Here is a 22632-nt window from a genome sequence, read left to right as displayed (position 1 = left end):
GACAATGAAGCCGTTTGCCTATCACCAGCCGAGCGAAATTCCCGACGCTGCCAAACTGCTGACCTCGATCGAGGACAGCAAGCTCGTCGCCGGCGGCATGACGCTGATCCCGACGTTGAAGCAGCGGCTCGCCAGTCCGCCTGCCCTAGTCGACCTGTCGAGGCTCGGACATCTGAAGGGCATCACCGACGACGGCGCCACCATCACCATCGGTGCAATGACGCCACATGCGGTGGTGGCAGCCTCGAAGCTGGTGCAGGCGAAGATTCCCGGACTCGCCGCGCTGGCCTCGATGATCGGCGATCCCGCCGTGCGCATCCGCGGCACCATCGGTGGCTCCGTCGCGAACAACGATCCGGCGGCCGATTATCCGGCAGGTGTGCTCGGGCTGGGCGCGACCGTCGTCACCAGCACGCGCGAGATCGCGGCCGACGGGTTCTTCCGCGGCCTGTTCGAGACCGCGCTTGAACCTGGCGAGATCATCACGGCGATCCGCTTTCCGGTGCCGCTCAAGGCGGGCTACGCCAAGTTCAAGGCGCCGGCGTCGCGCTATGCGCTGGTCGGCGTGTTCGTCGCGAAATTCGCCGATGGCGTTCGCGTAGCCGTGACCGGAGCGGGCTCCGGCGTATTCCGCGTTCCCCCGATGGAAGAAGCGCTGTCTCGAAATTTCGATCCGTCCGCGATCGCGGCGATCAGGATCGACACCGACGGCCTCACTTCCGACATCCATGCCGAAGCCGACTACCGTGCGCATCTCGTCACGGTGATGGCCAGGCGCGCCGTCGACGCGGCGCTCAGCTAGCACTTTTAGGGTTGATGATGACTGATGGTTCCGGCCGAACGGCCTTCCCGCCGGCGCCGACTGGCCTTGGCTCGCTTTCCGCAACCGAGATCCTGGCCGGCTACCGGCGCAAGGCGTTCACTCCGCGCGATGTCGTCGACGACACCATTGCCGCGCTGGAGGTGACCAATGAGGCCTGCAACGCGGTGGTGACGCCGATGTACGAGCAGGCGAGGGCGGAGGCCGATCGTCTCACCAGGGAGATGCGTTCCGGCGAGGCCAAGGGGGCTCTCGCCGGTATACCCGTGACGATCAAGGATTTGGTCTTTGTCGCAGGCGTGCCGGCCTATGGCGGCTCGCCGATGAACAAGGCATTCGTGCCCGATGTCGACGCGGCGGTTGTCTCGGCGCTGAAGGAGGCGGGTGCAATCGTCACCTGCAAGACCACGACCTGCGAGTCCGGTTACAAGTTGACGGCGGATAGCCCGGTCACCGGCACCACGCGCAATCCGTGGAACCCCGGTCGCACCAGTGGTGGGTCGAGCGGCGGCGCGGCGGCGGGCGTTGCCGCCGGCTGCGGCCCGATCGCGATCGGAACCGATGGCGTCGGCTCGATCCGCGTGCCCTCGTCCTTCTGCGGTGTGTTCGGCCTGAAGCCGACCTTTGGCCTGGTGCCGCGTTCGCCCGGCTTCTCGCCACCGTCCTGGGGCTCGCTCGCGCATACCGGGCCGATTACGCGGACGGTCGCGGATGCCGCGCTGACGCTGGAGATCATCGCCGGCTACGATTTGCGCGATCCCGCGAGCCTGCCGGTGGCGGCGCGGCGGTTCGATACGAACGTCGCGCCGTTGAACGGCATTCGTATCGGCGCCAGCGTCGATCTCGGCTACGCCGCCGTCAGCCCCGATGTGCGCGCGGCGTTCGGCAAGGCGCTGGTCATTCTCGATGCCTGCGGCGCGCAGGTCACCATGGACGGTCCGGGCCTCGATCCCGGCATCCTGGAGCACACGCTGAAGCCGATCGCCTTTACCGAACAGGCGGCCGCGGTCGCGACCAAGACCACGGCCGATCTCGCCGGCTCCGAAGCAGATTATCTTGATGTCATCAGTGCCGGCCGGCGCTACAGCGGCACGGACTATATCGAAGCGGGTTATCGCCGCGGCCAGGCTCGCGGCGGCTTCCTGAAGCTTTTCGAGCGCGTCGATGCGCTGGTGACGCCGACGGTCGCGGTGACCGCGTTCGAGGCCGGCCGCATCGGCGTCGACACGATCGACGGCGGCAAGGTCGATCCGCATCTCGGCTGGTCGCCCTTCACCTGGCCGATCAACCTCGCCGGCCTACCGGCCGCGACGCTGCCTTGCGGCTTCGATCGCGATGGGCTGCCGATCGGCTTGCAGATCGTCGCTCCCTGGCTCGACGAGCCCATGATCTTCCGCATCGCCGCTGCGTTCGAAGCGGCCCAGCCATGGGCAAACTTCTGGCCGTCACTGGTGCTCCGCGAAAGTCCCGCGCGCACGAAGGCATGAAGCTCAGGACAGCTCGATCGGCTCGCCGCGGCCGCTAAGCTCCTCGTCGAGGCGCAGATAGTGCGCGAGATAGTCGTGCAAGGCGGTCGCCGCCTTCGAGGTCGCGCCGCTCGACTTGTAGAGCAGCAGCTCGATCTTCGGCAGCGGCGGCAGGCCCTCGGTCGGGCCGATCTCGCGCATCGCCGGCACCAGCGCGCTGCGGCCGAGTACGGTCACGGCCATGCCGGCGAAGGCCGCCGCCTGGAGGCCGCCGACGCTTTCGCTGACGCAGGCGATGCGCCAGCGCAAGTTCGCGCGTTCCAGTGTGTCGATCGCGTAGTCGCGATAGATGTTGCCCGGCGGCAGCAGCGCCAGCGGAATGGGCCGTTCCTGGTGCGCGGCGGACTGCTCGCCAGTCATCCAGACGAGTTGCTCGCGTCGCACCACCTGGCCGCCCGTAAAATCGTTCATGCGGGTGACGAGCGCGATGTCGACATCGCCGCGCTTGACCAGGCCCACCAGCGGCGTCGAAAGCGCGCAATTGAGCTCGACCTGGACGCGTGGAAAGGATTTTCGGAACACGCTGAGGATCTGCGGCAGCATGAAGGCGGCATAGAGGTCGGGCGTGCCGAGCACGACCTGACCCTCGATCTCCTGCGACGCCAACTGCGAAATCAGTTCGTCATGCAACCGCAGGATGGATTTGGCGTAGGTGAGAACCGTGGTGCCGTCCTCGCTCAGCGTCAGCCGGCGGCCGGCATGCTCGAACAATTGCTTGCCGGTGAGCTCCTCCAGCCGCTGCAATTGCAGGGTGATCGCCGGCTGGGTGCGGCCCAGCCGCCGCGCGGTCTCGGTGATGCTGCCGGTCTCGACCACGGAGATCAGCGACCGGAGCATGCGGATATCGAGGCTGATGAGGTTCATGCGGCGTCCATGTCGCCCAGAATTTATGCAAGTTCCATGCTAGGGCTAAAGAAAGCCGATTTGGAAGGCGCGGCTGCAGGCGGCCTGTTCTCGTCGGTTAGAGGACGTGCCGGTCCGGCATTGCTGGCATACTGAATATTGATTATCAGGCGGGTCGGCGCGCATGATGCGCCCAACGAACATAAAAAGGGAGCACAAAACATGAAAGAGATCTCACCAACGCGACGAGAGCTGCTCGCAATTGCCGCGGCGGCAAGTGCTGCCTCGATCGCGGAAGTTGCGCCGGCCGCGGCGCAGGCCGGGCCGAAGCCGATCTTTCCAGTGCCGATGGTCACCATCCCGATCGTCGGTGAAACCCAGGTGTTCCAGGTCCGCCGCATCTACTGCATTGGACGCAACTACGCGGCGCACGCGATCGAGCGCGGTTCGGACCCGAACCGCGAGCCGCCGTTCTTCTTCCAAAAGCCGACGGATGCAATCCAGAACGTCGCCGTGGGCGAGGTCGCCGATCATCCTTATCCGTCGCTGACCAAGAACTATCACCATGAGGTCGAGCTGGTCGCCGCGCTGAAGTCCGGCGGCTCCAACATTCCGGCCGAGAAGGCGCTCGACCATGTCTATGGTTACGCGCTCGGCCTCGACATGACCCGGCGCGATCTCCAGAACGGGATGGCTGCGGAGAAGAAGCCTTGGGAGATCGGCAAGAGCTTTGACCACGCCGCGGTAATCGGGCCGATCCACCCGGCGAGCAAGACCGGTCATTTCGACAAGGGCGCCATTTCGCTGGCGATCAACGGGACGGTGAAGCAGAGCTCGGATCTCAGCAAGATGATCTGGAACGTGGCCGAGCAGATCGCAAAACTATCGGAAGCGTTCGAGCTGAAGGCCGGCGACATCATCTATTCCGGCACGCCGGAGAATGTCGGCGCGGTCGTGAAGGGCGACGTGCTCTTGTGCAAGCTCGACGGCTTGCCGGACATGTCCATCAAGATCGTCTAGCGGCGGTCTTTGCCTCTCACCGCCTGCGGAAAGCGAGGGGCGGGACGTTTTCGCTTCGTCATGCCCGGGCTTGTCCCGGGCATCCACGTTTTTGGGTGCCGGTTGCGAAGCCCGTGGATGGCCGGGACAAGCCCGGCCACGACGATGCCGAGAGTGGCTTCGGTCCCATCTGTCGCAGCGCGGCGTCCTGATCTAGCTCTGGCCGAGGATCTTCATCGCAGCACGAAGATGCGGCTTGTCGATCATCTGGCCGTCGAGGCGCAGCGTGCCGGAATTCGGATTGCTCGCGAACGCCGCGATCACCTTCTCCGCCCAATTGCGCTCCGCCTCGGTCGGCTCGAACGCCGCGTTGACCACGTCGACGTGCTTGGGATGGATCAGTGCTTTCGCCGAAAAACCGTCGCGCCGCGCCGCGCGCGTTTCCTGTTCGAGCCCCGCCAGATTGTCGATGTCGGTATAGACCGTGTCGATCGGCGCGACCTCGGCCGCGGCCGCCGCCATCAGGCAGAGATCGCGCGCCAGGCGATAAGGGCTGTGGAACACGCCGCCCGACGCCTTTTCAGTAGCGCCGAGCGAGGCCGAGAGATCCTCCGCGCCCCACATCAGGCCCGCGAGGCGAGGGGAGCAGCCCTTGTAGCTGCCGAGCCCGAAGATCGATCCTGCGGTTTCCGTCGCGACGCAGACGATGCGCGTTGAGCCGATGGCGACGCCAGCCGCAGCTTCCAAAGCTTCGAGCCAGGTCGCGACCTGCCGCACGTCGTCGCCGCCCTGCGATTTCGGCAGCACGATGCCGTCGGGCTTGCCTGGAATCACCGCGGCGAGGTCAGCGAGCGTCATGCCGGTGTCGAGCGCGTTGACGCGGACATAGAGCTGATGGGGCTTGTTGCGGCCTTTCAGCATCGCCAGCGTCAATCCGCGCGCCTCCGGCTTCTTGTCGGCGACGACGGAATCTTCGAGATCGATGATCAGCGCGTCGGCGTTGCCTTCGCTGGCCTTCTCGAATTTGCGCGGGGAGTCGCCCGGCACGAACAGCATCGAACGCATCAGACCGGCCTCTTGTGCATCATCGCCATGCGGCGGCATTTTCCGACGATCTCGTCGTTCTGGTTGAGAGCGTGGTGCTCGAATTCGACGATGCCCGCCTTGGGGCGCGATTTGGATTCCCGCAACGAAAGCACCTTCGTCGTCGCCCGCAGCGTGTCGCCATGGAAGACCGGTTTCGGAAAAGTGACGTCGGTCATGCCGAGATTGGCGACGGTGGTGCCCATGGTCGTATCATAGACCGTCATGCCGATCATGATCCCAAGAGTGTAAAGGCTGTTGAAAATGCGCTGGCCGAACTCGGTCTGGGCCGAAAAATGTGCGTCGATGTGCAGCGGCTGCGGATTGAGCGTCAGCAGGCTGAACAGGGTATTGTCCATCTCCGTGACGGTCCGGGTCAGCGGATGCCTGAATTCCTGGCCCACCGAAAACTCCTCGAAATAAAGTCCGGCCATCGCGGTTTCCTCCCTGCGAAATAACGGCGCGCCCGCATCCTCGCGCCGCATGACCCTATGCATGCTACACACAGTTGATGAGGAAATTCACGTATCTGTACCCTGTTTTTCAAGTTAAAGAACGCAAGCGAAGGCACGTTCGGGCGCGCCAATCTGCCGCCGCCTTCGAGTGGGAACGCGACGAGGGGGAGATTGCGCGGTCGCTTCTCCCAAGAAGGAGATCAAGAATATGGATTTCGCGCTCACCGCTCAGCAGGAAGCCATTCGCGACGCCGTCGCAAAGGTTTGCGAAGACTTTCCCGACGCCTATTGGCTGAAGAAGGACCACGACGGCGGCTTCCCGCACGACTTTCACAAGGCCATGGCGGACGCCGGCTGGCTCGGCATCTGCGTGCCGGAGGAATATGGCGGCTCCGGCCTCGGCATCACCGAGGCCGCGATCATGATGCGCGCCATCGCCGAATCCGGCGCCGGCATGTCCGGCGCCTCCGCGGTGCACATCAACGTGTTCGGTCTCAATCCCGTGGTCGTGTTCGGCACCGAGGAACAGCGCAAGCGCATGCTGCCGCCGATGGTCGAGGGCCGCGAGAAGGCGTGCTTTGCCGTGACCGAGCCCAACACCGGCCTCAACACCACCCAGCTCAAGACCCGTGCGGTGGCCAAGAACGACCGCTACATCGTGAACGGCCAGAAGGTGTGGATCTCGACCGCGCAGGTCGCGCACAAGATCCTGCTGCTGGCGCGCACCACGCCGCTGGAGGAGGTGCGCTCGCCGACGCATGGGCTGAGCCTGTTCTATACGGACTTCGATCGCAACAGGATCAAGGTCCACGAGATCGAGAAGATGGGCCGCAAGGTCGTCGATTCCAACGAGCTGTTCTTCGAGGATTTCGAGATCCCGATGGAAGACCGGATCGGCGAAGAAGGCAAAGGCTTCCAGTATATCCTCGAAGGCATGAACCCCGAGCGCATCCTGATCGCAGCGGAAGCCGTCGGCCTCGGCAAGGTCGCGCTGTCGCGCGCGACCGAATACGCCAAGACGCGCGTGGTGTTCAACCGGCCCATCGGCAAGAACCAGGGCATTCAGCATCCGCTGGCCGTAAACTGGGTTGAGCTCGAGGCGGCCTGGTTGATGGTGATGTCGGCGGCCTGGCAATACGACAGGGGCATGCCTTGCGGCGGCGCCGCCAATGCCGCGAAATACATTGCGGGTGAGGCCGGATATCATGCCTGCGAGCAGGCGGTGATGACCCATGGCGGCTTCGGCTATGCCAAGGAGTTTCACGTCGAGCGTTACTTGCGCGAAGTTCTGATCCCGCGCATCGCGCCGGTCAGCCCGCAGCTTGCGCTCAGCTTCATTGCGGAAAAGGTGCTTGGGCTGGCCAAGTCATACTAGGCTCGAGCGCCATCATTTGGCCGAGACGAATTCGCGCGCTATCCCAGTGTCCGTGCCTATTCCGCAGCGATCCGGTCCATCGCCATGGCCCGAAGCCGGGCGCGCTGGATCTTGACCCCGTTGGCGCTGTCGGTGACGGGGAAGGCTTCCACGACATAGATCCGCGCCGGGACCTTGTAGCCGGCGAGCCGCTCGCGCAGGCGCGTGATCAATGTTTCCTGCCGCGGCGGCTCGTGGTGGGATTCCTGGGCGGGGATCACGAAGGCAACGCAGCGGGCGTTTCCCTTCAGATCGACCGCGACGACCTGGGCGTCGGCCACACCAGCGCACGATTTCAGTTCGTCCTCGATCTCGCCGGGCGCAACCAGGAAGCCGCCGAGCCGCATGGCGTCGCCCGCGCGGGTTTCGTAGACGAAGGAGCCGTCGCCGCGCAGCCGGCCGATATCCCCGGTGCGGAAGAAGCCGTCCGCGGTGATGGCGTCGCGCGTCGCGTCGGGATTGTTGTAGTAGCCGAGGAAGCGTGACGGCGCATGGATCTCGATCTCGCCGGAGACGCCGCGAGCGGCGAGTTCGCCGGTCTCGGTGTCGCGCACACGGACCTTGGCCTCCGGCGACATCGGCCAGCCGCCGCCCTCGATGCGATCGGTGAAGGCGTCACTCGAGTGTGCGATCGAGAACAGCGCCTGCACCTCGCTCGAACCGTAGAGGCCGTGCAACGGCATGCCGCGCGCCTCGGCCTCCGCGGCAAGCTCGCGCCAGCCGGGCTGGAACGCGGCAAAGCCGCAAATTTCGAGATGCGGGAACGGCCGCGGCGCGTCGGTGAGGGCGAGGATGCGGCGGAACATTTCATCCGAGCCAAAGGCGTGCGTGATCTCGTACTCGCGGAGAATCTTCAGCGCCGGCGCCGCCTCGAAAGCGTCGAGCGCATGGACGGTCGCGCCCGCTGCGACGAAGCCGAGCAGGCTCGTCATGCCGAAGGTGCCGCAGAACGGCAGCATGGCCAACAGCGCATGGCGCTGCGGCGAGAGTTTGAGCGCCTTGGCGACGGAGGTGGCGTGCGTGGCCAGCGTTCGCTGCGAATGCGCGACGAGTTTTGGTCCTTTGGTCGTGCCTGACGTCGTGTAGAGCAGAACCGGCAGATCGAAATCGTCCTGAGCAGGCGTAGCCGGCGGATAGGGCTTGTCGAAGGCATCGAAGCGCACACATGGCCATTGGGCGGGAATCTCATCCGCGCCGACCACCGCGAGCTCTCGCAGCGCAGGCACCTCGTTCTTGGCGACGTCGGCGAGAATAGCGGCAAAGTCGATCGAGCGGAACGCGGCTTCAATCACCATCAGCCTGGCGCCGGACAGCTTCAGGAGATGCGCGACCTCCGCGCTGCGGTAGCGCGTATTGACGGCGGCGACGATTGCCCCAAGCCGGGCGGCGGCGAACAGCAGCGCGATCCATTCGATCCGGTTGACCAGCCAGACCGCGACGACGTCGCCCTTGCCGATACCGCGCGCGGCAAGCCAGGCGGCGGTCTGCTCGATCTTTTCCGAGAATTCCGCGCGCGAGACCGGCGTGCCGTCGAACACGAAGGCCGGATCGGCGGCAGCCTCGGTCCGGATCAGCGATTGCAGCGTAAATTCGTTGGCGCTCATGGCAACCGGACTAGCCCGATCGCGCGAACCTGTCTACTTGGTGCCGAACATCCGGTCGCCGGCGTCGCCCAGCCCCGGCACGATGTAGCCGTGGTCGTTGAGCCGCTCGTCGATCGCGGCGGTCCAGACCGGCACGTCCGGATGCTCGCTCTGGAACTGCGCGATGCCTTCAGGCGCGGCCAGAAGACAGACGAAGCGGATGTCGCGGGCGCCGCGCGCCTTCAGCAGCGAGGCGCCGGCGCAGGCCGAGTTGCCGGTCGCCAGCATCGGGTCCATCAGGATCACGGTGCGGTCCGACAGGTCTTGCGGCGCCTTGAAGTAATATTCCACGGCCTGCAATGTTTCAGGGTCGCGGTAGAGCCCGATATGGGCGATGCGCGCCGAGGGCATCAGCGCCAGCATGCCGTCGAGGAAGCCGACGCCGGCGCGCAGGATCGGCGCCAGCGTGAGCTTCTTGCCGGCGATCTTGGGCGCCCGCATCGGCGCAATCGGCGTCTCGATCTCGACCAGCTCCAGCGGCAGGTCGCGCGTCACCTCGTAGCCGAGCAGCATCCCGATCTCGTTCAGGATCTCGCGAAAGCTCTTGGTCGAGCGGTCCTTCTCCCGCATCAGGGAGAGCTTGTGCTGGACCAGGGGATGGGCGACCACGTTGACGTTGCTGATGCTCATGAAACCGATCTACACGGTTCCGTGAAATTTCGCCAGATCGGCCGCGTTTTTTTGGCCTCTCCGAGGGGATACGCGGCCTCAACCGGGCATCGTGACCGCGCTGCGGAGCCGGTTGCTCGCCTCCTAGGCAGCCATGATCAATTCGCGATCGACGGGCCTGAGGGCTACGCTCCGAGCCCTCGCGCCACGAGCGTAATGACGAGCGTCAGGACCGCGCTCCACTAGCCGCAGTTCTCGCAGCCGACCGGCTCATAGAGCGAGTCAGGCGCGGGACGAACAGTGGGAACGCTCGGACGCGAAACTTCAGGTGCCAATGCTTCGACTTCGATGAAAGCCGAGAGTAGCGCGAGCGTAAGATCGGCGTGGCGCGCCTCGACAGCGGCGTCGAGCCAGTCCGGCAATTCGCGCTCGCGCGACAGCGCGCAGTGCCATTCGCCCTCGTCATAGGCGATGCGCCGGACTTGCCATAGCGGCAGCTCCAGCTCTATCAGCGCCAGCGCCGCATCGGTCCATGCCTCGACATCGATCAGGCGCGTGATGCGCGTGGTGCGGTTGTTCTGGCCGAGCGTAGGGAAGCGGCGGCAGGCGTGCGCGATGATGTCCAGCATCAACGGTCGGGTCATCGCCTGAGTGTTGCGCAAGCGGTCATTGAGTGACGGCGGTTCGTGGTGTCGGCGTGCGGCGGTCATGTCAGGCCTCCTGGAATTGGCGTCGGTCAGTCGGCCGGCCTCTCCAGGATGGCCAAAACGGCATTTGAAAACGAGATGGGGACGGGGCGGGAGATATAGGGATTTCATAAGTGTGGGCACCGGGCCGCCGCCGGCCTTTTATGAGATTCCTATAACTTCGCCACAACCCTCGTCTCGAAAACCTATGCCCGCGGTGGCACTTCAGCCCGGTCAAAAGTCCCGGTAGGCGCCGTGGAAATGCATCGGCATTTCCTTTCGCGCGCCGACCGGGTCTCCCGAGAAACGGTTGCGCCGAAATCAAGGGCGCAACGAGGAGCAATCCCATGATGGACATTCTGATGCTGGCGCTGGGCTTCGGCTTCTTCGCCCTTGCGATCGGTTACACCTACGCCTGCGAACGGCTCTGAGGGAACGGACCATGATCTTCGATTATTCGCTCGCCGGTGCCGTTTCGCTCGGCCTCCTGTTCTACCTCACTTACGCGCTGCTGCGGCCCGAGCGATTCTGACCGTGCTCCTGCTTCTCAAACTCCTGCTGGCGGACGCCGCGCTCGTCGCCTGCCTGCTTGCACTGCTCCTGCCGCTCCTGCGCAGGACACAAGTCCTAAAGGGTTAAATCCATGACCATGATCGGTTGGCTCCAGATCATCCTATACTGCGTCATCATCGTTGCGCTGACAAAGCCGCTCGGCTGGTACATGACGCGCGTGTTCAACGGCGAGCGAACCTTCCTGTCGCCGGTGCTACGTCCGATCGAGGCCGGCATCTATTGGTTCTCCGGCGTCGACGAGAAGCGCGAGCAGCATTGGCTCACTTATACGGTCGCCATGCTGCTGTTCCATGTCGGTGGCTTCCTCATCATCTACGGCGTGATGCGGCTGCAGGATGTACTGCCGTTCAATCCGGCCGGGCAGTCGGCGGTCGCCGCGGATTTGTCCTTTAACACCGCGATCTCCTTCATCACCAACACCAACTGGCAGAACTACGGCGGTGAGAGCACGATCTCCTATCTCGTGCAGATGCTCGGCCTGACGCACCAGAACTTCCTGTCGGCGGCGACCGGCATCGCGCTCGCGGTGGCGCTGATCCGCGGCTTCTCGCGCGCCTCGATGCGCACGGTCGGAAATTTCTGGGTCGACGTCACGCGCTGTACGCTCTACGTGCTGCTGCCCATCTGTATCGTCTACACGCTGTTCCTGGTATCGCAGGGCATGCCACAGACGCTCGGTGACTATGTCGAGGCCACCACGCTCGAGGGTGCCAAGCAGACCATCGCGGTCGGCCCGGTCGCCTCGCAGGTCGCGATCAAGATGCTCGGCACCAATGGCGGCGGCTTCTTCAATGCTAACGCCGCGCACCCCTTCGAGAACCCGACTGCGCTGTCGAACTTCGTGCAGATGCTGGCGATCTTCACGCTTGGCGCCGCGCTCACAAACGTGTTCGGTCGTATGGTCGGCAACCAGCGCCAGGGCTGGGCAATCCTGTCCGTGATGGGCGTGCTGTTCCTCGCTGGTGTCGCCATCACCTATTGGGCGGAGGCCAACGGTACTTCGACCCTGCATGCGCTCGGCCTGACCGGCGGCAACATGGAAGGCAAGGAGGTTCGCTTCGGCATCGTCGCGTCCTCCCTGTTCGCCGTGATCACGACGGCCGCCTCCTGCGGCGCCGTCAACGCCATGCATGACAGCTTCACCGCGCTCGGCGGCATGATTCCGCTGATCAACATCGAGCTCGGCGAAATCATTGTCGGCGGCGTCGGCGCCGGCATGTACGGCATGCTGCTGTTCGTCATCCTCGCGATCTTCGTGGCGGGCCTGATGGTCGGTCGCACGCCGGAATATGTCGGCAAGAAGATCGAAGCGCGCGAGGTCAAGATGGCAATGCTGGCCATCCTGGTGCTGCCGCTGATGATCCTCGGCTGGACGGCGGTCGGTGTGGTCTATCCGGCGGCGGTTGCCTCGATGGCGAATGCCGGGCCGCATGGCTTCACCGAGGTGCTCTACGCCTTCACCTCGGCGACCGGCAACAACGGCTCGGCCTTCGCGGGCCTCACGGGCAATACCTTCTTCTACAACCTTACGCTTGCAAGCGCGATGTTCGTCGGCCGCTTCTTCATGATCATCCCGGCGATGGCCATTGCGGGTTCGCTGGCCGCCAAGAAATCGATCCCGCCGTCCGCGGGCACCCTCCCGACCACCGGCGGGCTGTTTGTCGGCCTGGTCGTCGGCGTGATCCTGATCATCGGCGGCCTGACCTTCTTCCCGGCCCTCGCCCTCGGCCCCATCGTCGAGCATCTCGCGATGAACGCCGGCCAAGTGTTCTGAATAGCAAGTGTTCTGAACAGCAAGTGTTCTGATCGACAGCCTTCTGATTGTTTGGAGTGACCTCCATGGATACCATGAAACTGCAAAAACGCGCGTCCGTCTCGGCGATGCTCGATCCCAAGATCGTCGTGCCTGCGATCCGCGCGTCCTTCACCAAGCTCGATCCGCGCTTGATGATCAAGAATCCCGTGATGTTTGTGGTCGAGGTCGTGGCCGCGCTCACCACTGTGATCTTTCTGCGCGATCTCCTCACGGGCGGCGGGAATCTCGGCTTCACCTTCCAGATCATCGTCTGGCTCTGGTTCACGGTGCTGTTTGCCAATCTTGCCGAAGCGGTGGCCGAAGGCCGCGGCAAGGCGCAGGCGGAATCGCTGCGCAAGACCCGCACCGAGAGCCAGGCCAAGCTGCTGACCGGCGCCGGCCTGGCCTTCAATCTCGTGCCGGGCACCAGCCTCAAGGTCGGCGATATCGTGCTGGTCGAGGCCGGCGATACCATTCCCTCCGATGGCGAGGTGATCGAGGGCGTCGCGTCCGTCAACGAGGCCGCCATCACCGGCGAGTCCGCGCCCGTGATCCGTGAGTCCGGCGGTGACCGCTCAGCGGTGACCGGCGGCACCCAGGTGCTGTCCGACTGGATTCGCGTGCGGATCACGGCAGCGCAGGGCTCGACCTTCATCGACCGCATGATCAAGCTGGTCGAGGGCGCCGAGCGGGCCAAGACCCCGAACGAGATCGCGCTCAACATTCTGCTGGCCGGCCTCACCATCATCTTCGTGTTCGCTACCGTCACCATCCCGAGCTACGCGGCCTATGCCGGCGGCTCGATCTCGGTGGTCGTGCTGGTCGCGCTGTTCGTGACGTTGATCCCGACCACGATCGGCGCGCTGCTGTCGGCGATCGGCATCGCCGGCATGGACCGCCTGGTCCGCTTCAACGTGCTGGCGATGTCCGGCCGTGCCGTCGAGGCCGCTGGAGACGTCGACACGCTGCTGCTCGACAAGACCGGAACGATCACGCTCGGCAACCGCCAGGCGACCTCCTTCCGCCCGGTGCGCGGGGTCACTGAGCAGGAGCTCGCGGACGCGGCCCAGCTCGCCTCGCTCGCCGACGAGACCCCGGAGGGCCGTTCGATCGTCGTGCTGGCCAAGGAGAAATACGGCATCCGTGGCCGCGACATGGCCGATTTGGGAGCCACCTTCATCCCGTTCACGGCGCAGACCCGTATGAGCGGCGTCGATGCCGGCGGCTCGTCGGTGCGCAAGGGCGCGGTCGATGCGATCCTCAATTATGTCGGTGGCGGTGCGCCGCTGGTGGTCGCCTCCGGCAACACGGCTCGTTCCATCCAGCCCGCCGGGCTCTCGGACATCGGCCGCGAGATCCAGACCATTGCAGACGACATATCGAAGGCCGGCGGCACGCCACTGGCGGTCGCTAGGGACAGCAAGCTGCTCGGCGTCATCCAGCTCAAGGACATCGTCAAGGGCGGCATCCGCGAGCGCTTTGCCGAGCTGCGGCGCATGGGCATCCGCACCGTCATGATTACCGGCGACAATCCGATGACGGCCGCCGCGATCGCAGCGGAGGCCGGCGTCGACGACTTCCTGGCGCAGGCAACCCCCGAGGACAAGCTCAAGCTGATCCGCGACGAGCAGGCCAAGGGCAAGCTGGTAGCCATGTGCGGCGACGGGACCAACGACGCGCCAGCGCTGGCGCAGGCAGACGTCGGTGTCGCCATGAACACGGGCACACAGGCTGCCCGCGAGGCGGGCAACATGGTCGATCTCGACTCCAACCCGACCAAGCTGATCGAGGTGGTCGAGATCGGCAAGCAGCTGCTGATGACGCGCGGCGCACTGACCACGTTCTCGATCGCCAACGACGTCGCGAAGTATTTCGCGATCATCCCGGCGATGTTCCTGGCGTTCTACCCCCAGCTCAACGTGCTCAACGTCATGAACCTGTCGAGCCCGCAGAGCGCCATCCTGTCCGCGATCATCTTCAACGCGCTTGTTATCATCGCGCTGATCCCGCTGGCGCTGAAGGGCGTCGCCTATCGCGCGGTCGGCGCCGGCGCACTGCTCCGGCGCAACCTGCTGATCTACGGCCTCGGCGGCATTGTCATTCCCTTCATCGGCATCAAGGCGATCGACCTCGTGGTCGTTGCCTTGCACCTGGCTTAACCCCGTCATTGCGAGCGAAGCGAAGCAATCCGGAATTCTTGCCGCGGCTGAGAGACTGGATTGCTTCGTCGCTTCGCTCCTCGCAATGACGAAAAAATAGGAGAAACACATGCTCAGAGAAATCCGCCCCGCCATCGTCCTGCTGCTGGTGCTCACAGCCATCACCGGACTTGCCTATCCGCTCGCGATGACCGCTATTGCCGGCGCGATCTTCCCGGCGCAGGCGCAGGGCAGCCTGATCGAGAAGGACGGCAAGGTGGTCGGCTCCGCCCTGATCGGGCAGGAGTTCAAGGACGACACATATTTCCACGGCCGTCCCTCGGCGACGGTAGCGCCGGACCCGAACGATTCGACAAAAACGGTGCCGGCGCCCTACAACGCGGCCAATTCGGGCGGCTCCAATCTCGGTCCCACCAGCAAGGCGCTGGCCGACCGGCTGAAGGAAGATGTGGACAAGCTCAAGGGCGAGAACCCGAATGCCGCCGTGCCGGTCGACCTCGTGACGGCGTCGGCCAGCGGCCTCGATCCGGACATCTCGCCGGATGCGGCGCAATTCCAGGTGCCGCGCATAGCGAAGGCGCGAAACGTGCCGGAGGATCAAGTCAAGCAGCTGGTGGCCTCCAACATTCAGGGCCGCCTGCTTGGCCTGATCGGCGAGCCCCGGGTCAACGTGCTGGCTCTGAATCTCGCACTCGATCGTGCCACGAAGTAGTCTAGGCTAGGTCCGCGCGGATGATTATATTGATTTGATGGTCCGAGAGCGCCGCGATCCCGAACAACGTCCTTCGCCCGAGGCGCTGCTGGAAGCCGCGCGCCGGGAGGAGGGCGTGAGCGGCAAGCTGAAGATCTTCGTCGGCGCCGCTCCCGGGGTCGGCAAGACCTACGAGATGCTGCAAAGCGCCCACGCCAAGCGCAAGGCCGGCATCGACGTCGTGGTCGGCTTCGTCGAGACCCATGGCCGCGCCGAGACCGAGGCGCTGGTGCGCGGGCTGGAAGTGATCCCGCGCAAGAAGCTCGATTACCGCGGCCAGATTGTCGAGGACATGGACCTCGACGCCGTGATTGCGCGCCGGCCGAAAATCGCGCTGGTCGACGAGCTCGCCCACACCAATGCCGCCGGCAGCCGCCATCCAAAACGCTATCTCGATGTCGAAGAACTGCTGTCCCACGGCATCGACGTCTACACCGCCGTCAATATCCAGCACATCGAGAGCCTGAACGACGTCGTCGCGCAGATCACCCATGTGCGGGTGCGCGAGACCGTGCCGGATTCGGTGTTCGACAGCGCAGACGCCATCGAGCTGATCGACCTCACGCCCGACGACCTGATCCAGCGGCTGAAGGAGGGCAAGGTCTATGTCTCCAGGCAGGCCGAGCGGGCGCTGGAGCATTATTTCTCGCCGGGCAACCTGACCGCGCTGCGCGAACTCGCCCTGCGGCGCACCGCCGAACGGGTCGACGAGCAGCTGCTCACCCACATGCAGGCGAACGCGATCGCCGGTCCCTGGGCAGCGGGCGAGCGCATCCTCGTCTGCGTCAGCGAAGATCCGCGAGCGGCCGGGCTCGTGCGCTATACCAAGCGCCTGGCCGACCGGCTGCATGCGCCGTTCACTGCGATCTCGATCGAGACGCGGCGCTCGCTCCAACTCTCAGACGAGGCGCGAGACCAGCTCGCCGACACGCTGCGGCTTGCCGAAGCGCTCGGCGGCGAGGCGCTGACCATTCCGGCTGTCGGCCGCCGCATCGCCGACGACGTCATCAACTTCGCGCAAGGCAACAATGTCACCCAGATCGTGATCGGCAAGTCGACGCGCTCGCGCTGGTTCGAGATGACGCGCGGCTCCGTCGTGCATGATCTGGTGGGCCGCGCCGGCAATATCAGCATTCACGTCATTCCGGGCGACGAGTTGTCCGGCGAGCCCGCGCCGAAGACGTCGGTGCAGACCGCTGCACGCTCGGAACCGTTCAATCCGCTGCCCTATCTGAAGGCGCTCGGCATCGTTCTGGTCGGCCTCGGCGCCGCCGAGCTGATTCAGCCGAGATTCGGCATCGAGAACGTGGACCTCGTGCTGCTGACGGCTGTGGTGGCGGTCGCTGTGCGGTATGGACTGTGGCCGTCGCTGCTCGCGACCGTCGCGGCCTCGCTCTCCTACAATTTCTTCTTCATCCCGCCGATCTACACCTTCACGATCACCGATCCGACCAACGTCGCCGCCTTCGTCCTGTTTACGGTGGTTGCGATGATCGTCTCGAATGTCGCAGCGCGGGTGCGCACCCAGGCCGACACCGCGATCGGGCGCATCAGGACCACCGAGCAGCTGTATGCGTTCAGCCGCAAGCTCGCCGGCACCGGCACGCTCGACGACGTGCTGTGGGCGACCGCTTACCAGACCGCGCTGATGCTCAAGGTCCGCGTCGTGCTCTTGCTGCCGGACGACGGCCTGCTCACGGTCAAGTCGGGCTATCCCCCCGAGGACGATCTCGATCAGGCCGACCTTGCCGCCGCTAACTGGGCCTGGAGCAATGACCGCCCTGCAGGCCGCGGCTCGGACACGCTGCCGGGTGCAAAACGGCTGTTCCTGCCGATGCGCACCGGGCGTGGCCCGATCGGCGTCATCGGCATCGACAACGACCGCACCGGTCCGCTGCTGACTCCGGACCAGCGTCGCCTGCTCGACGCGCTGGTCGACCAGGGCGCGCTGGCGATCGAGCGCGTGCTGCTGGTCGAGGACGTCGACCGTGTCAAGCGCTCCGTCGAATCCGAGCGGCTGCGCTCCGCATTGCTGACCTCGATTTCACACGACCTGAAGACGCCGCTGGCATCCGTGCTGGGTGCGGCCTCGACCATGCGCGATCTCGCCAGCGCGCTCTCCGACACCGAGAAGCGCGACCTGCTCGCCACCGTGATCGACGAATCCGAACGGCTCAACCGCTTCATTGCCAATCTGCTCGACATGACCAAGCTCGAATCCGGCGCCATCGTGCCCAACGCTGCGTTGCACGATCTTGGAGAAATCGTCGGCAGCGCGCTCCGCCGTGCAGCCAAGATCCTCACCGCCCACAAGGTGGAGTTGGAGTTGGCCGCAGACCTTCCTATGCTCCAGCTCGATGCGGTGCTCTTCGAGCAGGTGCTGTTCAACCTGCTCGACAACGCCGCCAAATATTCGCCGCCCCAAGCGACGGTCTCGATTCGCAGCCGGCGCGACAGCGATCATGTGGTGCTCCAGATTGCGGACGAGGGCGATGGCATTCCGTCCGAGGAGCTCGAGAGCGTGTTCGACAAGTTTTATCGCGTGCAGAAGGGCGACCATGTCCGCCCCGGCACCGGGCTCGGGCTCGCCATCTCCCGCGGCTTCGTCGAGGCGATGCATGGCACGATCTCGGCCGCGAATCGCAGCGACCGGAGCGGTGCGGTTCTGACCGTCCGTCTGCCCATTCCGGCCCGGACCCACGCATTGGATACCGCCGCATGAGCGCTGCTCCGATCAAGGTGCTGGTCATCGACGACGAGCCGCCGATCCGCAAATTGCTGCGGATGGGGCTCTCGACCCAAGGCTATGAGATCCTGGAGGCGTCCAACGGCAAGACCGCGCTGGAGAAGCTCAGCGAGGATCCCGCGCTGATCATCCTCGATCTCGGCCTGCCCGACATCCAGGGTCACGAGTTGTTGCGTACCATCCGCGCCCGCAATGAAGCTGTGCCGATCGTGGTGCTGTCGAGCCGTGGCGACGAGGCCGGCAAGGTGGAGGCGCTCGATCTCGGGGCCGACGATTACCTGACAAAGCCGTTCGGCATGGACGAGCTGCTGGCGCGCCTGCGCGCCGCGCTGCGGCACCAGCTTCAGATCCAGGGCGAGCGCCCGGTGTTTCGTGCCGGCGATCTCTCGGTCGATCTGGTGCGCCGGATCGTCAAGGTCGGCGAGCGCGACGTCAAACTGTCGCCGAAGGAATATGACCTCCTGCGCGTGCTGGTGCAGCACGCCGGCAAGGTGCTCACCCACCGCTTTCTGCTGAGGGAGCTCTGGGATGAGTTGACCGACGCGCAATATCTGCGTGTCTACGTCCGCCAGCTCCGGCAGAAGATCGAAGCCGATCCGGAACGGCCGCAATATGTGCTGACGGAGACGGGGATCGGGTACCGGCTGAAGGCGGGGGACTAGCTCTCGATCCTCATCCTGAGGAGCGCGGAACGCGCGTCTCGAAGGATGAAGGCCCGACTGCCGCAGCGGGGGCCTGCATGGTTCGAGGCGGCGCTTCGCGCCTCCTCACCATGAGGGAAAGAGTGAAGTGCGCGGCGGAGAGCTAACCCGCTTTCCTCTGCCTCGCGGTCGACCGGTGCGTCTTCTTCGCGGCGCGCGTTCGCCCCGATGCCCGGCGCGCGTGGGACTTCGCCGCCGTCTTCTTCCCGCCGCGTCCCTTCAAGCTCTGCTTGAGTGCATCCATCAGGCTGACGACATTGCTCGGTTTCTCCTGGGGCTCCGGCAGTTCGATTGTCTTGCCGCTGGCCTTGCGCTTCACCAGGGCCTTCAGCGCGTTCTCGTAGTCGTCCTTGAACTTGCTGGGGTCGAAATGGGAGGCCTTGGTCTGGAGGATATGGCCGGCGAGCTCAACCATGTCCTTGGTGATCTTCGGGCTCTTGATGTCGTCGAAGAACTGGTCCTCGTCGCGCAGTTCGTAGGGGAAGCGCAAAGTGGTGCCGAGCAGACCCTTGCCGAGCGGCTCGATCGCGATGATGTGCTCGCGATTGGTGAGCACGATCTTGGCCAGCGCGACGCGATCCTGGTCCTTCATGGCGTCGCGGATCACGGCAAAAGCATCGACCGCGGCCTTGCCGTCGGGCGCGATGTAGTAGGGATGGTTGAGGTAGCGCTGGTCGATCTCGTCGCTCGGCACAAAGCTCTCGATGTCGATGGTGTGGTTGCTCTCGATCTGGACCGCTTCGAGCTCCTCCGGCTCGATCTCGACATACTTGCCCTTGCGCAGCTCGTAGCCGCGTCCCTTCTGGTCGCTCTCGACGATGTCGCCGGTCTCGGCGTCGATCATCTGCTGCTTCAACCGGTTGCCGGTCTCGCGGTTGATCATGTGAAACCGCGTCTTCTCGGCCGCGGTGGTCGCCGGATATAGCACGACGGGGCAACTGACCAGCGAGAGCTTCAACGTTCCCTTCCAATAGGCGCGCGGTGCCATTCCGATCTCCAGCAATGTAGTTGGAACCCCAACCGTCCCGCGGGGTTTTGGTTCCGGGTGGGATGCGGGCCGTGATAGGCTTCCGTGCCGAAAGAGAATCCGGGACCAGTCGTGCTGCAAAAGCTCTCCAAGTATCGAAAGAAACGTGATTTCGAGAAGACGCCGGAGCCGTCGGGCAAGACCGCGGTGGCGCCGTCGAAGCAGCGGCGCTTCGTGATCCAGAAACATGACGCCACGCGGCTGCACTACGATCTGCGGCTCGAGTTCGACGGCGTCTTCAAGTCCTGGGCGGTGACGAAAGGACCCTCGCTCGATCCGCACGACAAGCGGCTGGCCGTCGAGGTCGAGGATCATCCGCTCGACTATGGCGACTTCGAGGGCACGATTCCGGAAGGCCAGTACGGCGGCGGCACGGTCATGCTTTGGGATCGCGGCACCTGGGAATCCGAAGATCCCGAACGCGGTTTCAAGAAGGGCGATCTGAAGTTCACCCTGCATGGCGAGAAGCTGCACGGCAGCTGGGTCCTGGTGCGCATGCGCAACGACCGCACCGGCGGCCAACGAACCAATTGGCTCCTGATCAAGCATCGCGACGAATATGTTCGCGAGGGCGCAGACAACGACATTCTCGAGGAGGACAAATCGGTCGCCTCCGGCCGCGCGATGGATCAGATCGCCGAAGGCAAGGGGCGAGCACCAAAACCGTTCATGCTGGCGAAGGGCACCAAGGCCAAGGCCGACGCGGTCTGGCAGTCCAACCGGGCGGACGAGGCGAAAGAGCGCACGGTCAAGCCGGCACCCCGCGCGGCGTTGAAGACCGGCAAGACGGCAAAGAAGAAAGCCACAACCGCGACGACCGCGAAGAAGGCGGAAATGCCGGATTTCGTCGCGCCGCAGCTCTGCACCTCGGTCGAGCGCCCGCCGGGCGGCGATGGCTGGTGCCACGAAATCAAGTTCGACGGCTACCGCGTGCAGCTGCGGGTCGAGGGCGGCAAGGCGACGTTGAAGACGCGCAAAGGCCTCGACTGGACCGGAAAATTCGCAAGCATCGCGAAGGAAGCGGGCGCGTTGCCGGATATGATGGTCGACGGCGAGATCGTCGCGCTCGATCATAACGGGGCACCGAACTTTTCGTCGCTCCAGGCCGCGCTGTCGGAGGGCAAGACCGACGAGCTCATCTTTTTCGCCTTCGACCTGTTGTTCGCCGAAGGCCTCGATTTGCGGCGGCTGCCGCTCGGTGAGCGCAAGGACCGCCTCAAGGAGCTCCTGGAGGCACGCAAGAAAAAATCAAGCCAGATCCGCTATGTCGAGCATTTCGAAAGCGGCGGCGACGCCGTGCTGCAATCGGCCTGCAAGCTCGAGCTCGAGGGCGTGGTGTCGAAGAAGCTCGATGCGCCTTATCGTTCGGGGCGGACAGAAAGCTGGACCAAGGCCAAATGCCGCGCCGGCCATGAGGTCGTGATCGGCGGCTACAAGACCACCAATGGCAAATTCCGTTCGCTGATGGCCGGCGTACACCGCGGTGATCATCTCGCCTTCGTCGGCATGGTCGGCACCGGCTTCGGCGCGGACAAGGTCAAGCGCATCATGCCGTCCTTGAAGGCCATGGAGGCCAAGCAAAGCCCATTCGGCGGCAAGAACGCGCCGAAAAAGGCGCGCGAGGTGCACTGGCTGAAGCCGGAGCTTGTGGCGGAGATCGAGTTCGCCGGCTTCACCGCCGACGGCAATATCCGCCAGGCCGCCTTCAAGGGTCTGCGGCAGGACAAGCCGGCGGAGGAGGTCGAGGCCGAGACACCGGTCGATACCGAGCTTGCCGAGCCCTCTTCGAAGCGGCGCGCGAAAGCGAAGACCGGCGCGCGAACGGCCCAGGCCGGCGGCAGTGCCGAAGTGATGGGAGTCGTCATTTCCAAGCCGGACAAGGAGCTCTGGCCGGACGACGGCAATGGCGATCCCGTCACCAAGCTGGATCTCGCGCGCTATCTCGAAGCCGTCGGCGAATGGATGATCGTCCACCTGAAGGGCCGTCCGTGCTCGCTGATCCGCGCCCCTGACGGCATCAAGGGCGAATGCTTCTTCCAGCGCCACGCCATGCAGGGCACCTCGAACCTTCTGGAGCTCGCGCGGGTCTCCGGCGACCGCAAGCCCTATTTGCAGATCGACCGCATCGAAGGGCTCGCCGCCGTGGCGCAGATTGGCGGCGTCGAGCTGCATCCCTGGAATTGCGCGCCCTACGCCTACGATACTCCGGGCCGGCTGGTGTTCGATCTCGATCCGGCGCCCGACGTCGTCTTCGCCGAGGTCGTCGAGGCCGCCAAGGAGATGCGGCAGCGGCTGACCGACATCGGCATGGAAAGCTTCTGCAAGACCACCGGCGGCAAGGGCCTGCACGTCGTGGTACCGCTGCGTCATGGCGTCCGCGATCAGGTGAGCTGGAAAGAGGCGAAGGCCTTCGCGCAAGGCGTTTGCCAGTGGATGGCGGACGACGATCCCGAGCGCTATCTGCTCAACATGTCGAAGAAGCTGCGAACGGGAAAGATCTTCCTGGACTATTTGCGCAACGATCGCATGTCGACGGCGGTGGCCCCGCTGTCCCCCCGCGCGCGCGATGGTGCGACTGTGTCGATGCCGGTCACGTGGGCGCAGGTGAAGAGCGACCTCGATCCGAAGCGGTACACGGTGCGAACGGTGCCGGGCTTGCTGGCGCGATCGAAGGCGTGGGATGGCTACGACGATGCAGCCGCGTCGATCAAGGCGGCGATCAAGAAGCTCGCGGCGAAAAAGAGTAGGGTGGGTTAGCGAAGCGTAACCCACCACTTCTGTTGACGCGGAAAGAAAAGAGGT

At 64.7% G+C, this 22632-nt stretch carries 18 protein-coding genes; 11 read left to right on the top strand and 7 right to left on the bottom strand.

All coding sequences use genetic code 11. The annotated features are described in order from the left end of the window. Positions 1 to 4 precede the first annotated feature (4 nt). The gene (locus AC0L2F_RS06115) at positions 5 to 802 is read left to right on the top strand and encodes an FAD binding domain-containing protein (RefSeq protein ID WP_473247839.1); all 798 of its coding nucleotides are present in this window, start codon (positions 5 to 7) and stop codon (positions 800 to 802) included. Between the two features lie 17 nt (positions 803 to 819). Continuing rightward, on the top strand, positions 820 to 2307 hold the full coding sequence (locus AC0L2F_RS06110; RefSeq protein ID WP_473247838.1) for an amidase: 1488 nt from the start codon (positions 820 to 822) through the stop codon (positions 2305 to 2307). A gap of 3 nt (positions 2308 to 2310) precedes the next feature. On the opposite strand, the gene AC0L2F_RS06105 is transcribed toward AC0L2F_RS06110, so the two are convergent. After that, entirely contained in the window at positions 2311 to 3210 is a 900-nt protein-coding gene (locus tag AC0L2F_RS06105) for a LysR substrate-binding domain-containing protein (RefSeq protein WP_473247837.1), read from the bottom strand. Positions 3211 to 3411: 201 nt separating this feature from the next. Here AC0L2F_RS06105 and AC0L2F_RS06100 point away from each other — a divergent pair, with 201 nt between their 5' ends. Continuing rightward, positions 3412 to 4209: a fumarylacetoacetate hydrolase family protein gene (locus AC0L2F_RS06100; protein WP_473247836.1), complete on the top strand. Its 798-nt coding sequence runs from the start codon at positions 3412 to 3414 to the stop codon at positions 4207 to 4209. Between the two features lie 192 nt (positions 4210 to 4401). Here AC0L2F_RS06100 and AC0L2F_RS06095 read toward each other — a convergent pair whose 3' ends face one another. Together AC0L2F_RS06095 and AC0L2F_RS06090 are read right to left on the bottom strand one after the other, a co-directional pair. Continuing rightward, positions 4402 to 5253 carry an HpcH/HpaI aldolase/citrate lyase family protein gene (locus AC0L2F_RS06095; protein WP_473247835.1) on the bottom strand — a complete coding sequence of 284 codons (852 nt, stop codon included), beginning with the start codon at positions 5251 to 5253 and terminating at the stop codon, positions 4402 to 4404. Further along, positions 5253 to 5756, bottom strand: coding sequence for a MaoC family dehydratase (locus AC0L2F_RS06090; protein ID WP_473247834.1), 504 nt, complete (start codon positions 5754 to 5756; stop codon positions 5253 to 5255). The genes AC0L2F_RS06095 and AC0L2F_RS06090 overlap by 1 nt, the downstream gene beginning before the upstream one ends. A 178-nt stretch (positions 5757 to 5934) precedes the next feature. Here AC0L2F_RS06090 and AC0L2F_RS06085 point away from each other — a divergent pair, with 178 nt between their 5' ends. Continuing rightward, positions 5935 to 7101 (top strand): acyl-CoA dehydrogenase family protein, encoded by a 1167-nt coding sequence (locus tag AC0L2F_RS06085; protein ID WP_473247833.1) that lies wholly within the window; start codon positions 5935 to 5937, stop codon positions 7099 to 7101. A 56-nt stretch (positions 7102 to 7157) separates the two neighbouring features. On the opposite strand, the gene AC0L2F_RS06080 is transcribed toward AC0L2F_RS06085, so the two are convergent. The 3 genes from AC0L2F_RS06080 to AC0L2F_RS06070 all read right to left on the bottom strand — a co-directional run bounded on the left by AC0L2F_RS06080 (position 7158) and on the right by AC0L2F_RS06070 (position 10102). Beyond that, on the bottom strand, positions 7158 to 8744 hold the full coding sequence (locus AC0L2F_RS06080) for an AMP-binding protein (RefSeq protein WP_473247832.1): 1587 nt from the start codon (positions 8742 to 8744) through the stop codon (positions 7158 to 7160). 33 nt (positions 8745 to 8777) lie between these two features. Beyond that, entirely contained in the window at positions 8778 to 9413 is a 636-nt protein-coding gene (upp, locus tag AC0L2F_RS06075; RefSeq protein ID WP_085351919.1) for a uracil phosphoribosyltransferase, read from the bottom strand. Between the two features lie 221 nt (positions 9414 to 9634). Further along, a complete protein-coding gene (locus tag AC0L2F_RS06070; RefSeq protein WP_473247831.1) occupies positions 9635 to 10102 on the bottom strand; it encodes a hypothetical protein in 468 nt (155 codons plus the stop codon). A 418-nt stretch (positions 10103 to 10520) separates the two neighbouring features. Here AC0L2F_RS06070 and AC0L2F_RS06065 point away from each other — a divergent pair, with 418 nt between their 5' ends. The 6 genes from AC0L2F_RS06065 (at position 10521) to AC0L2F_RS06040 (ending at position 18764) form a co-directional block, all read left to right on the top strand. Continuing rightward, a complete protein-coding gene (locus AC0L2F_RS06065; RefSeq protein WP_018454042.1) occupies positions 10521 to 10610 on the top strand; it encodes a K(+)-transporting ATPase subunit F in 90 nt (29 codons plus the stop codon). A 111-nt stretch (positions 10611 to 10721) separates the two neighbouring features. After that, a complete protein-coding gene (kdpA, locus tag AC0L2F_RS06060) occupies positions 10722 to 12425 on the top strand; it encodes a potassium-transporting ATPase subunit KdpA (protein ID WP_473247830.1) in 1704 nt (567 codons plus the stop codon). 65 nt (positions 12426 to 12490) lie between these two features. Continuing rightward, positions 12491 to 14605, top strand: a complete 2115-nt coding sequence (gene kdpB / locus AC0L2F_RS06055; RefSeq protein WP_473247829.1) for a potassium-transporting ATPase subunit KdpB — start codon at positions 12491 to 12493, stop codon at positions 14603 to 14605. A 109-nt stretch (positions 14606 to 14714) separates the two neighbouring features. Continuing rightward, positions 14715 to 15317, top strand: a complete 603-nt coding sequence (locus tag AC0L2F_RS06050) for a K(+)-transporting ATPase subunit C (RefSeq protein WP_473247828.1) — start codon at positions 14715 to 14717, stop codon at positions 15315 to 15317. Positions 15318 to 15354: 37 nt separating this feature from the next. Next, on the top strand, positions 15355 to 18078 hold the full coding sequence (locus AC0L2F_RS06045; RefSeq protein ID WP_473247827.1) for a DUF4118 domain-containing protein: 2724 nt from the start codon (positions 15355 to 15357) through the stop codon (positions 18076 to 18078). Beyond that, positions 18075 to 18764, top strand: a complete 690-nt coding sequence (locus tag AC0L2F_RS06040; protein ID WP_456768278.1) for a response regulator — start codon at positions 18075 to 18077, stop codon at positions 18762 to 18764. The genes AC0L2F_RS06045 and AC0L2F_RS06040 overlap by 4 nt, the downstream gene beginning before the upstream one ends. Before the next feature lie 142 nt (positions 18765 to 18906). Here AC0L2F_RS06040 and ku read toward each other — a convergent pair whose 3' ends face one another. After that, the gene (gene ku / locus AC0L2F_RS06035; RefSeq protein ID WP_063995107.1) at positions 18907 to 19791 is read right to left on the bottom strand and encodes a non-homologous end joining protein Ku; all 885 of its coding nucleotides are present in this window, start codon (positions 19789 to 19791) and stop codon (positions 18907 to 18909) included. Positions 19792 to 19902: 111 nt separating this feature from the next. Between ku and ligD the strand changes: the two genes are divergently transcribed. Then, complete coding sequence (ligD, locus tag AC0L2F_RS06030; RefSeq protein ID WP_473248059.1) at positions 19903 to 22587, top strand: DNA ligase D; 2685 nt, start codon at positions 19903 to 19905, stop codon at positions 22585 to 22587. The last annotated feature ends 45 nt before the right edge of the window (positions 22588 to 22632 follow it).

Source organism: Bradyrhizobium sp. Ken64, assembly GCF_055807555.1.
The sequence above is the reverse complement of the archived record's forward strand: the minus strand, read 5'-3'. Positions and strand labels throughout refer to the sequence as shown.